Origin of the sequence: Streptomyces cellostaticus (assembly GCF_001513965.1) — a bacterium.
In the GTDB taxonomy this organism is placed as follows: domain Bacteria; phylum Actinomycetota; class Actinomycetes; order Streptomycetales; family Streptomycetaceae; genus Streptomyces; species Streptomyces cellostaticus.
Genome location: NZ_KQ948079.1, coordinates 1 through 10,134, shown reverse-complemented (window position 1 = coordinate 10,134; position 10,134 = coordinate 1). Strand labels below are relative to the sequence as shown.

General features: G+C 68.3%; 9 protein-coding genes, 1 tRNA gene and 2 pseudogenes. 10 read left to right on the top strand and 2 right to left on the bottom strand.

Going from position 1 to position 10,134, the window contains the following annotated elements:
* The first annotated feature begins 13 nt into the window (after positions 1-13).
* The 6 genes and pseudogenes from AQI88_RS49250 to AQI88_RS41785 all read left to right on the top strand — a co-directional run bounded on the left by AQI88_RS49250 (position 14) and on the right by AQI88_RS41785 (position 5,782).
* Positions 14-1,082, top strand: a pseudogene (locus AQI88_RS49250) (IS630 family transposase).
* Positions 1,083-1,445: 363 nt separating this feature from the next.
* Positions 1,446-2,489, top strand: coding sequence for a hypothetical protein (locus AQI88_RS41805; RefSeq protein ID WP_159050572.1), 1,044 nt, complete (start codon positions 1,446-1,448; stop codon positions 2,487-2,489).
* A gap of 522 nt (positions 2,490-3,011) precedes the next feature.
* On the top strand, positions 3,012-3,365 hold the full coding sequence (locus AQI88_RS41800; RefSeq protein ID WP_067011026.1) for a PadR family transcriptional regulator: 354 nt from the start codon (positions 3,012-3,014) through the stop codon (positions 3,363-3,365).
* A gap of 12 nt (positions 3,366-3,377) precedes the next feature.
* Positions 3,378-3,941, top strand: a complete 564-nt coding sequence (locus AQI88_RS41795) for an HAAS signaling domain-containing protein (protein ID WP_067011024.1) — start codon at positions 3,378-3,380, stop codon at positions 3,939-3,941.
* A gap of 111 nt (positions 3,942-4,052) precedes the next feature.
* Complete coding sequence (locus AQI88_RS41790; RefSeq protein WP_067011022.1) at positions 4,053-4,307, top strand: PLD nuclease N-terminal domain-containing protein; 255 nt, start codon at positions 4,053-4,055, stop codon at positions 4,305-4,307.
* Between the two features lie 764 nt (positions 4,308-5,071).
* The gene (locus AQI88_RS41785; protein ID WP_244184640.1) at positions 5,072-5,782 is read left to right on the top strand and encodes a peptidylprolyl isomerase; all 711 of its coding nucleotides are present in this window, start codon (positions 5,072-5,074) and stop codon (positions 5,780-5,782) included.
* Positions 5,783-6,341: 559 nt separating this feature from the next.
* On the opposite strand, the gene AQI88_RS46950 is transcribed toward AQI88_RS41785, so the two are convergent.
* Entirely contained in the window at positions 6,342-6,623 is a 282-nt protein-coding gene (locus tag AQI88_RS46950; RefSeq protein WP_167357518.1) for a hypothetical protein, read from the bottom strand.
* Here AQI88_RS46950 and AQI88_RS48360 point away from each other — a divergent pair.
* The 4 genes from AQI88_RS48360 (at position 6,612) to AQI88_RS41765 (ending at position 9,586) form a co-directional block, all read left to right on the top strand.
* Positions 6,612-6,860: a transposase gene (locus AQI88_RS48360; RefSeq protein ID WP_279616605.1), complete on the top strand. Its 249-nt coding sequence runs from the start codon at positions 6,612-6,614 to the stop codon at positions 6,858-6,860. The two genes, AQI88_RS46950 and AQI88_RS48360, sit on opposite strands and share 12 nt — an antisense overlap.
* On the top strand, positions 6,821-8,164 hold the full coding sequence (locus tag AQI88_RS41775) for an endonuclease domain-containing protein (protein ID WP_067011018.1): 1,344 nt from the start codon (positions 6,821-6,823) through the stop codon (positions 8,162-8,164). Before AQI88_RS48360 ends, AQI88_RS41775 begins: the two co-directional genes overlap by 40 nt.
* Positions 8,165-8,475: 311 nt before the next feature.
* Positions 8,476-8,552 (top strand) — tRNA-Pro (locus AQI88_RS41770).
* Positions 8,553-8,935: 383 nt separating this feature from the next.
* Positions 8,936-9,586, top strand: a complete 651-nt coding sequence (locus AQI88_RS41765) for a dienelactone hydrolase family protein (protein WP_244184639.1) — start codon at positions 8,936-8,938, stop codon at positions 9,584-9,586.
* A gap of 34 nt (positions 9,587-9,620) precedes the next feature.
* Here AQI88_RS41765 and AQI88_RS41760 read toward each other — a convergent pair.
* Positions 9,621-10,134 (bottom strand): annotated as a pseudogene (locus AQI88_RS41760) (IS5 family transposase); the annotation flags it as partial.

Sequence of the window (10,134 nt, the reverse complement as noted above, 5' to 3'; positions counted from 1 at the left end):
GTATCCCGGTGTCATGCGATATCCCGATGGGGGTGGTCTGACCGCGAAGCAGCGGGCTCAGCGGGAGCGAGTACGGTTCGAGGCCGCCGAGTTATTCGCGCAAGGGGTGGCACCAGCACAGGTCGCGGGGCGATTTCGCGTCTCCCGTAAGTCCGCCTATGCCTGGGACGCCCGCTGGCGGGAGGGCGGAGTGGAAGCCCTGCGTTCCAAAGGGCTGTCCGGGCGGCCGTCCCGGATGAAGCCCGGCTGGCGGGTCTGGCTGGCCGCCGAGCCGGAGAAGGGGCCGACCGTCCACGGCTGGGTGGAGGACCAGCGGTGGACCCTGGCCCGGGTGGCCAGGGTGATCGCGCGGCGCTTCCACGTACGGTTCAGCCCGGCGCAGACCTGGCGCATCCTGCGCCAAATGGGCTGGACCGTGCAGGTCCCGGCGCGCCGGGCCGCTGAGCGCGACGAGGACGCGGTGTCCGGCTGGATCAAGAAGACGTGGCCGCGGGTGGAAAGACGGTAAGGGACCAGGACGCCTGGCTGTGCTTCGCGGACGAGTCGGGGCGACTCCTGAGGCCGCCGAAGGCACGGACCTGGTCCCGGCGCGGACACACGCCCGTGGTCACGGTCAGGGCCGCGGGTTCGGGACGCATCTCGCTGGCCGGTCTGGTGTGCCGCCGGGCCGGCCGGCGCACGCGGCTGATCTACCGAATGCTGGTGCACCACGGCCGTAAAGATGAGAAAAGAGGCTTCCGGGAGAGGGACTTCGCGGCGTTACTTGATGACACCCACCAGCAGCTCGGCGGCAACCTTGTCTGGTGTGGGACAACTACACCCATCACCTCGATGCCGCCATGCGCGAGCTGATCGAAGCCCGTCAGTGGCTCACCGTCTTCCGTTTCCCCACCTGCGCACCCGACCTCAATCCGGCCGAGGGCGTGTGGGCGCATCTGAAGGACAGCCTGGGCAACCTCGCCCCCTGCAGTATCGACGAACTCGCAGCCCTGACCCGTACTCGCCTGAAACGCATGCAGTACCGGCCCGACGTGCTCGACGGCTTCATCGCCGAGACCGGACTGATCCCAGCCTCGCCATGACATCGCCCGACCAGAAGCCCTCGTTGTCGGGCTGCCGCCGGACGGACCGCGAGTGGGACCTGTCGGCGGACAAGTACCACCCCGGCTTCGATGGTGGTGGCCCCTTTCTCCCATGGGCTCGGCCCGGTGCAGACGGGCGGTGACCGGGGAGGACGGGCGTCGTCCTCGTAGGCGTCCCAGGTGGCGGGGCTTCGGCGCGCGCGGCCGTATGCCGGACCGCTTCAACATCACCCTTGGCCGTCTGGACATAACCAGGTACTGTGCAGTGCAAGGTACCCGGCATCGCAGGTGCGGGTGGGTGTAGTCCCCCCACGAATCGGCGCGGCCCCAAGGGTCCAATACCCGACGAGTAAAGGAGACCGTGTGTCAACACAACTGCAGGCCAACCCCACTCCGGGTCGACGCAACGGCAGTGTGGTGGCCGGGGCACTGGCCACCGCGTTCCTCACCGGCATATCCCTGATCGGCACCCAGACCCCCGCTCTCGCCGACGACGGTCAGCCCGCGACGGTCGCCGACGGGACCTACGAGTCCGATCAGGACGTCCTCGCCTCGCTGGACAAGACGGATCCGGTCAACTCCTCGGAATCCTCGATGGGCTACCCGGCCGGGCTGGAGAAGGACAAGGACGGCAACGTCAAGGCCATCACCCTGGCGGACGTGAAGGGCACCTACGACCCCGAACAGGCCGTCAAGGACGCCCAAGAGGCTGCGCGGCAGTACGCGGCCGACGAGAAGAACTCCGCGCCGCTGCGGGAGAGTGCCAAGCACCTGGCCGACGGCTGGGCCGGCCCCGGGGCCGAGTCCCAGACGGAGAAGCCCAACGGCACCGAAGTCCGCCAGAACACCAAGGACGGCATGCTGTCCGGCGGACTGAGCGCCGAGCAGTACTGCAACATGGCCAACAAAGATTCACAGAGCTCGTCGTTCGGGCAGGCGGCACCCTGCATGTTCGTCGGGAAGCTCGAGGAGAAGTACCCGCAGCGGGGGGCCAGCGACGGTCTCACCGGCGAGGGCAAGCTCACCTACAAGGTCACGGCGTCCGTGGCCGATGAGCAGAGCACGACCGAAGGCTGGCAGGTGGGCGGCAAGATCACGCCCAGCATCAGCGGCGACGGAGTATCGGCCGGCGGTGAGGCCAGCTTCACCTACAGCTACTCCACCACCTCGACCACCAAGGTGCAGAGCACCCGGGAATCGGATATCGAGATCAACGTGCCTCAGGGAAAGAAGGGCTATCTGGAGGGCCGGGCCAACGGCGCCACCTACAGCGGCTACATCGTCATCCGCGACCTCGACACCAGCGACAACCAGGAGCACCTCATAGCCATCCCGGCACGGGCCTACATCCAGGCCCCCGGCAGCAGCAGCCCGATCACCTGGGTGAAGCGGCTCAAGGCCGCGTAAGGGGCGGCCCAGCCCGGAGGGGGTGCAGCGAGCGCCTTCCGCGACCGCACCGGCACGACCGGGATGCCCCCAGGGGACGACCCGCAGAGTGCGGCGCCGGATCCGCGCTCATACGTGAAGGGCGGGGCCGACGTACGGCGGCCCGGCCGTTCAGCGGCTTGTCTGACATCGTTGGCCGGGTAGTCGACGCGCTGCCGGATGACCTGGGCAAACCGACCCGGCGGCGTCTGCGACGCTTTACCGTGCTGTCGCCTCGTGTCCCGCATCGTGAGCTGTCCGCGTGGGTGAGCCGATGTCCGCTGGGCACGCGAGGCGAGGTGGCACGTTGTAGCGAGCCTCCACCAACTTGAATTCGCACGTTCTCGCACGGTTCGGCCAGGTTGCAGCCGGGCGGTAATCAGGGAGGGGCGGCGGTGTCCCTGTGGGTGTCCCAGGCGGCGGGATTTGAGCGTGGGTGCCGCATACCGGACCCCACCGACATCACCTTTGGACTTCAAGAGATGGCCAGGTACTGTGCAATGCATGGAACCCGACATCGCAGGTAAGCCCGTCGCGGGCAAGGCGGAGAGCCAGCTCCGCAAGGGAGTGCTGGAGTACTGCGTGCTTGCGATCCTGCGGGAGGGCCCGCGCTACGGCGTGGAGCTGCTCGAAACCCTCGGCGCGGTGAACGTCATGGTCACCAGCCAGGGGACCATCTACCCCTTGCTGTCGCGGCTGCGCCGTGACGGACTGGTGGAGACCCGCTGGCAGGAGTCCCCCAGCGGGCCCCCACGGCGCTACTACGAGCTGACGCCTGCAGGGCACGCGGCGCTGAAGGAGTTCACCGCCATCTGGCCGCACTTCCGTGACGCGGTCGACCACTTCATCACCGACTGACAGGAGACCACCGTGACGATCACCGAGCACCCGCTGGTGAAGAGTTACCTGGCCGCCGTGGCGCGTGAAACGGCCGGCCTCAGCCCGGAACGCCGCAACGAGCTGCTGGCCGACCTGGAGGAGCACATCGCCGTGGCCCTCGCGGAAGCGTCCGCATCCGGCGACGACGAGATCCGCACCGTGCTCACACGCCTCGGCGACCCGCGCACCATCGCGGCCACCGCACTCGGCGACGAACTCCCCGCTCCACAGGTGAGCCGAGGACGCACCCTCGCCCTGCTGGCACTGCTGGCGGCGACCGGCCTCCTGACGGTCTTCGCGCCCCTGCTGGGCGTCCCCGCCCTGATCGGCGTGATCTGGTGGCTGTGGAGGGCGCCGCAGTGGCGCAACCGGGACAAGGCGATCGCAACGGCGGCCGCCCTCGTTCCGCCGCTGTTCGCGGTGGCGCTGTGGGTGGTCCCCGCGGGCACGCTCAACTTCGGCCTCGGAGCGTTCACCCCCGTCCTCCTGGCCGTCCCGGCACTCCCGGTCGCCGCCGGCGTCTATCTGCTCAGGTCCGCTTGGCGCCTCTCATGACAGGGGCTCGCCCATGACGCAGTCGGCCCCCTGGAACAGCCCGACTGCCACCAACCGAGGCCGCCCGACCGGCGGCTCTGAGAATCCCCCCACCAGCAAGAGGAATGAACGATGCAGGCACAGCTCGCACACCAGTTGGCCCTTGCCTCTACGGGCAACATCATGATCACCTGCGCAGGAGCCGCGGTGGGCCTCGGCGCTCTCGCGTTCTACTTCGGTGCCCTGCTCAGCATCGTCAGGTCCGGCCTCACCGGAGGCATGAAGCTGGCCTGGGGCGCTTTCGCCCTCATGGCCCCCTACCTCGGGAGCCTGCTCTGGTTCCTCATCGGACGCCGCGACGCCCAGCGCCGGCCAGGCATTGCCTGATTCCAGCGGATGCCCCGGCCCGGTTGCGCCCGTGGCGCCATCCCTTGCGTGAACAACTTGGCACCCTCGAACGGTACTTGCTTGCCCGAGGCCGTTGCTTCGCGGTCGGACCAACCCCATCGGGATACGGGACGACACCGAGATATACCTACCAGTGAGATCGCCGTCACCCTAAAGACGATGCAGCGGACGGTTGAGGAGTCCGGACTCGAATACAGGTACTTCCAAGGGTTCGGCGTCACCGTTGGATGTCCCCGGTGCGGAGCTCCAAGTTCGAAGTTGGAAGGCTGGAGCGCTGTTGATCACGCCCGAGACGACATGTACGCGGGAGTCCGTTGCACTGAATGTGGGTGGGACGAGGGCGGCGAAGTCTGATTACACCGCGCACACCGCATGGAGATTCGTCGGGGCCAACGTGCCGTGGCGTTGGCCCTCGTCATAGGGGCTTGTGTGACACACAGAGGCCCCGCTGGGATGTTGCGACGACCACTAGAACGGAAGTGTTTCGGTGGGGGCCTCTGCGTGGGCTGGGGAGGCCGCTCGACCGGGTTCGGGGAGCATCCGTCGTGCACCGGGTGGACGCCCCTGATCGGCCAGCCGACGCTGTGCCGCATCCGGACGAAGTGGCCTGCGGCCGCGGGCCGAAGGCTGGGAGGCGGATGTGGCTTGCGGGCGGGTTCTCGCCCGCCGGGCCGCGCTTTAGACTGCGACCGCTCCGAAATCTGGCGATCTTTTGGAGGGTGTGCAGGATGAACCGAGCTCTCATGACCGCATTGGCGGCAGCAGCGTTGGTCGCGTCCGGGGGTAGCACCACCGCCTCCGCTTCCGATGACCCGCCGCGAACCACCCACGGTCCTTGCCAGTACACCCAGACCCCGGACGAGCCGGCGGCGCGGCCGGTTCCCCTGCCGCCCGACCCGCGGCACACCCCCAGTCACGGCACGGTCGATATGGCTGTCCGGACCAGCCAGGGCCCGCTCCCGCTGCGTCTGGACCGGGCGAAGGCGCCGTGCACGGTCCAGAGCTTCGTGCACCTGGCGCGACACTGGTTCTACGACCGCACGGTGTGCCATCGGCTGACGGCGTATCCGACGCTGAAGGTCCTGCAGTGTGGCGACCCGACCAGCACTGGCGAGGGTGGGCCGGGGTACGAGTACAAGGACGAGCTGCCGGTGGACCTGCCGCCGGCACCGAGCGATCCGACCGGCGTCCGTCGCCTTTACGGGCGCGGTTTGCTGGCGATGGCCAACGCCGGGCCGAACACGAACGGTTCGCAGTTCTTCGTCGTCTACGGCGACTCCGCGCTGCGGCCGAACTACACGGTGTTCGGCACGGTCGGTACCGCCGGCCTGGAGACGCTCGACAAGATCGCTGCTGGCGGTATCGAGCCAACCACGCAGGACCCGGCGCCTGTCGACGGCACGCCCGTGCTGCGGACCGAGCTGCTCAGCGTCCGGCCGTCCTGCCGGCCCTGATGAACTGTGGTGCGGTCACCGTGGGTCCAGCTACGTGCCTGGTCTCACGGTGATGTGAAGTAGCCGTTGCCGACGTCCGCCCAGGTGATGTCGCCGATGCTGTCGTAGAAGGTGACCAGGCCAGGTGGGAGGGGTTCACATGTAGGCCAGGCCGCCGCCGTTCGAGCCGATGACCACTTGCCCTCAAGGATCTTCGTGGAGCGGCTTCTGGGAGCGGAGTATGGTGCGGGCCCTACGCCGCCGAGAACTGGTTCACGTGGCCGGCACGGTGGCGCCCGCTGCAGCCTCGAGAGTCTCATTCCAAGCGGGCGGCCCTGCAAGCGCAGGGTCGCTCCGCGTTGGGCGATCCCCCATCCCCGCTCTGGCAACGGAGTTGGGTGGATCGTCAAGTGGGCGCGTCGAGACACGCGTAGCTGCTGTTGTTGTACTCACACGTCCAGTCGGCACCGGGCGTCGGCTGTCGAATGGCTGCGCTTGACGATCGAGTTTGAACACAGGGGCCATGTGTTGTGAGGGGCGGGGAGGATAGGCAAGTGCTGTCCCGAGCCTGGGGTCTGACTCATGATATTTCTGACCGAAGTGTCTCAGTCCCGGCGCAGCGCTCAAGGCCGTTCTGGTCACCGCAGATCCCGACCTGCGCGAGCAGCTGACCGCTTTGAGGACTCCGGCCCTGGTCCGCGTATGTGCGCAGTTCGATGAAGGTGAGGGTGGCGACGGTGAGGGGGAGGCCGTGGAGCAGGCCACGCGCGTCGCCCTGTGTCTGTTGGCTCAGCGGATCGGGCAGCTGACCGGTCAGATTCAGGACTTGGAGCGGCGCCTGGCCGAGCTGATGGAGCGCCACTTCCCACAGTTGCTTGTCCCGGTGGGTATCGCCCCGGACAGTGCTGCCACCTTGCTGATCACTATGAGGGACAATCCAGAACGCTTGTGCAGTGAGGCGTCGTTCGCGGCCCTGTCTGGGGCAAGCCCCGTCGAGTACTCTTCCGCACGTCAGCGTCGGAGACCCGTTGCCGCGTTGCGGGCCGTTAGCCTGTCGGTATGTCGGAGCGTGTCATGCCCGGTCGCACGGACGGCCTGATCACCCTGGTTGCCGCGGATGCTCTGTGGGTCGATCTGACGGCTGGCAGTGCGGTGCCGACGGCTTCCGGGGCCTTCACCTGCTCTCCTGCCCGTGCACGGGTGGGGTACGTCCTGCTCGGCGGCCATGTGGTGGCGACGGTGAGGGCGAGCGGCGGTCAGTGGAGTGTCCCGGAGGCTGAGGTGCGCCGGGCGGCCGCGGAACTGAACGCGGTGGGGATGGACCGGCAGGACCTGGTCCGCATCGGTCCGTTTCGTGGGGCGCCGGGGCAGGAGTGCAACGAGGAAACGCCGCTGCGTTGGCGCCGGCGCATCACGCGGGAACTGCAGGAGCTGGGCGGCCCCGGGCGCACAGCAGGACGTGAAGTCGGCCGGCCGTATCATCTGGCGGGGATCGACTGGCGGCAGATACTCGTGGAGCAGGCCCGCGACGGGACGCAGCGGACGTGGTGGCTGCCGCGCGCTGTGGTCAGGCTGCTGGACGCGGCCGAGCATGCCGAAGCGCAGTGGGTGCAAGCCGCGCGGACCCGCCGGGCACGCGCAGCCTTCGCTGAGCCGCTTCCCCACCGCCGGCAGGCACCAGACGCCGACGGTCGGCGGAGGACGAGCCCCGAGGGCCCCACCGCCTCGCTGCGCCCGTACAACACGGAGCTGGAGGGCCAGCTGTACTCGGTGCTCAGCAGGAAGCCCGGTATCTCCCGCAGGGTGGCTGGGTGGGCGTGCGCCGTCTGCCGCACTGCGCCCGCCGCCGTCCTGGACCACTGCCACGAACACGGATACGTCCGCGCCCCGGTCTGCCAGTCCTGCAACACACAGGAACGCCCCGATCACCTGTACAGCAACGACATCCGCGTGGCGAACCGCTACACACGCCTCTTCGACACCGACAGCGACGCCTGGCTTCGCCACTGGCACCGCTGCCCTGGCTGCCGTGCACGCACCACCCTGCCCCTGCCGCACCTCGCCGCATGGACCGCCCACATAGCCTGTCGATCGCTGCGCCCGACCCACCGCGCCCCCCGCGGGCGCAAGCCCTGCGGTGTCCTGCGCGTGTCCTGGACGGGCAGTCAGAACGCGCCCCGTTCCTGCCTGCTCACTGTCGCCGTCGACTTCTGCCCCTCCGGCGAGCACCGTGTCCTGGCGCAAGTCCCCTACCGCGAAGCCATCGAGCGTTTTCGTGTCTGGCTGGCCGAGACGGCCCCTGCCGTGGCCGCCGCAGCCGGTCCTGACCGCTTGGACGACCTCCCTGCGCAGTCCCGGCCAGTCATCGCGGACACCAGCGGCGAGGGCCTGGCCCTGTTCTGAGCGCGCACCGGCAGACCTGCCACCCGACGTCACCTCGCAGCTGCCAGCCCGACGCGGTCGCCCCGCACACCCGGCGAAAGGCTGTTCCGCCTCGTCCGCAGTCCGTACCCATCCGCCAGCACGACCCTGCATCCGGCATAACCTCAACCAGAGGAGCCGAACCCGTATCCTGAGCCGCCCTGGACCGCCGGTCACACCCCCTGAGTTCCCGCCGAGATTCCCTCAACAAGCATGAACCCAAGGACGTGTAGTCCCCCTGGTATGGTCCTCATGCACGAATGGCCTGTGGAATCCCCAGGTCAGACGGGCATCGGGACGTGGCGCAGCTTGGTAGCGCACTTGACTGGGGGTCAAGGGGTCGCAGGTTCAAATCCTGTCGTCCCGACCAACGTTTCACGCAGGTCGGAGGCCGTTTCCTCAGAAGCGAGGAGACGACCTCCAGCGTTCTCCGGGGGCGGGGTGGTCATAACGCGATCACCCTCCATCGCGAAAGGCGCACATGCCTAGGTGCGCGGTCTGCGACCGTCGCGAACACCACGGGGTCAGGGCCTGTATCGGAAGTGTGTGGGGTGGTGGCGGCGTCTCAAGCCACCCGGGTTAGCCTGAGGCGCCCGTGGCCGCACCCTGGGTGTTCATCGCTTGCTTGTTCGGGGGATACTCATGTCGAATCTTGTGCCGGTTTCTGCTCGTTGGATGCGTTTGCCCGAGGGGTCGGATGTCTATGCCGCTGCTCCGTCCGCGGGGGCTCCTGTCGCGACCGTGGTGGTTGGCATGGAGCTGTTCGGCGTTACGGCCTGGGTGCAGAAGGTGTGCGAGCGCCTCGCAGCAGCCGGCTACGCGGCTATCGCACCGGACTTCTACTGGCGTCAGGCTCGCCGTGCCGACCTGGGGTATGACGATCACGGGCGCAAGGAAGGTTTCCGGCTGCTGGGCCATCTGACGCGCGAGGGGGTTACTGCCGACACCGAGGCAGCCCTCACCGCGGGCGTCGCACTGGGCGCCGGTCCTGCTCGTGCGTTTGTCGGCTTCTCCCTGGGCGGCCACCTGGGCATCCTGGCTGCCACCCACTTGCCGCTGGACACGGTCATCAGCTGCTACGGCGGCTGGACCCTGGACGGGGGCATCCCGTTGGCCGAGCCCGAACCGCCCCTGACACTCACAGGCGCAGCCGCCATCGCCGAACACAACACCACGCTGCTCGGTATCGTCGGCGGACAGGACTTCCTGATCTCCGCAGATGAGTGGGAGCGCCTGGGCCAGCGTCTCCAGCAGACCGGGGTACGACATGAACTGATCGATTACCCCCAGGCCGAGCATGGCTTCCTGTGCGAGGACCGCCCCGAAAGCTATGACGTGCATGCTTCTGATGATGCCTGGAAGCAGATGCTCAAGGCCCTGGCCCAACTGCCCCACGGAAGCTGACTCGCTGGTCCTCAGCCGTGGGAGCGGCGGATCGCAGCCACTCGTTGATGGCTGCGACGAGTACGGTCGCCTCATAGCGGACCGCGAGCTTGTCATACCTTGTGGCCACGGCCCTGTGGCGCTTGAGGCGATTGATGCCGCACTCAACCGCGTGCCGCTCGCGATAGTCGATCTTCGGCGGGCGGCTGCCGCGCGGGCCGCGCTTCTTGCGGTTGAGAGCCTGGTCGGCCTTGTCCGGGATGGTGCAGCGGATGCCGCGCTTGCGCAGGTAGGCGCGGTTCATCCGGGAGGCGTACGCTTTATCGGTGCGGACCCGGTTGGGCCGGGTGGCGGGTCGGCCCGAACTCATGCGGGCGACGCGGATCCTGCTCAGGACCGGCTCGAACTGCGGGAGTCGCCTCGCTGCCCGGCCGTGATCACGATCGAATGGGCTTCTGCCCTTGCTCGACGGCCAGGTGGAGCTTGGTGGTCAGGCCGCCGCGCGAGCGCCCGAGGCCGTGGTCGTCCGGCTCGGCGGTCACGCCGCCGGGCGGCTCGACCTGCAGGTC

Bases quoted from the DNA above. Each gene is read 5' to 3' on its own strand.
- AQI88_RS41775 (WP_067011018.1), top strand. From the start codon at position 6,821: ATGTCGGAGCGTGTCATGCCCGGTCGCACGGACGGCCTGATCACCCTG.
- AQI88_RS41765 (WP_244184639.1), top strand. From the start codon at position 8,936: ATGGAGCTGTTCGGCGTTACGGCCTGGGTGCAGAAGGTGTGCGAGCGC.
- AQI88_RS41785 (WP_244184640.1), top strand. From the start codon at position 5,072: ATGACCGCATTGGCGGCAGCAGCGTTGGTCGCGTCCGGGGGTAGCACC.
- AQI88_RS48360 (WP_279616605.1), top strand. From the start codon at position 6,612: ATGGAGCGCCACTTCCCACAGTTGCTTGTCCCGGTGGGTATCGCCCCG.
- AQI88_RS41800 (WP_067011026.1), top strand. From the start codon at position 3,012: ATGGAACCCGACATCGCAGGTAAGCCCGTCGCGGGCAAGGCGGAGAGC.
- AQI88_RS41790 (WP_067011022.1), top strand. From the start codon at position 4,053: ATGCAGGCACAGCTCGCACACCAGTTGGCCCTTGCCTCTACGGGCAAC.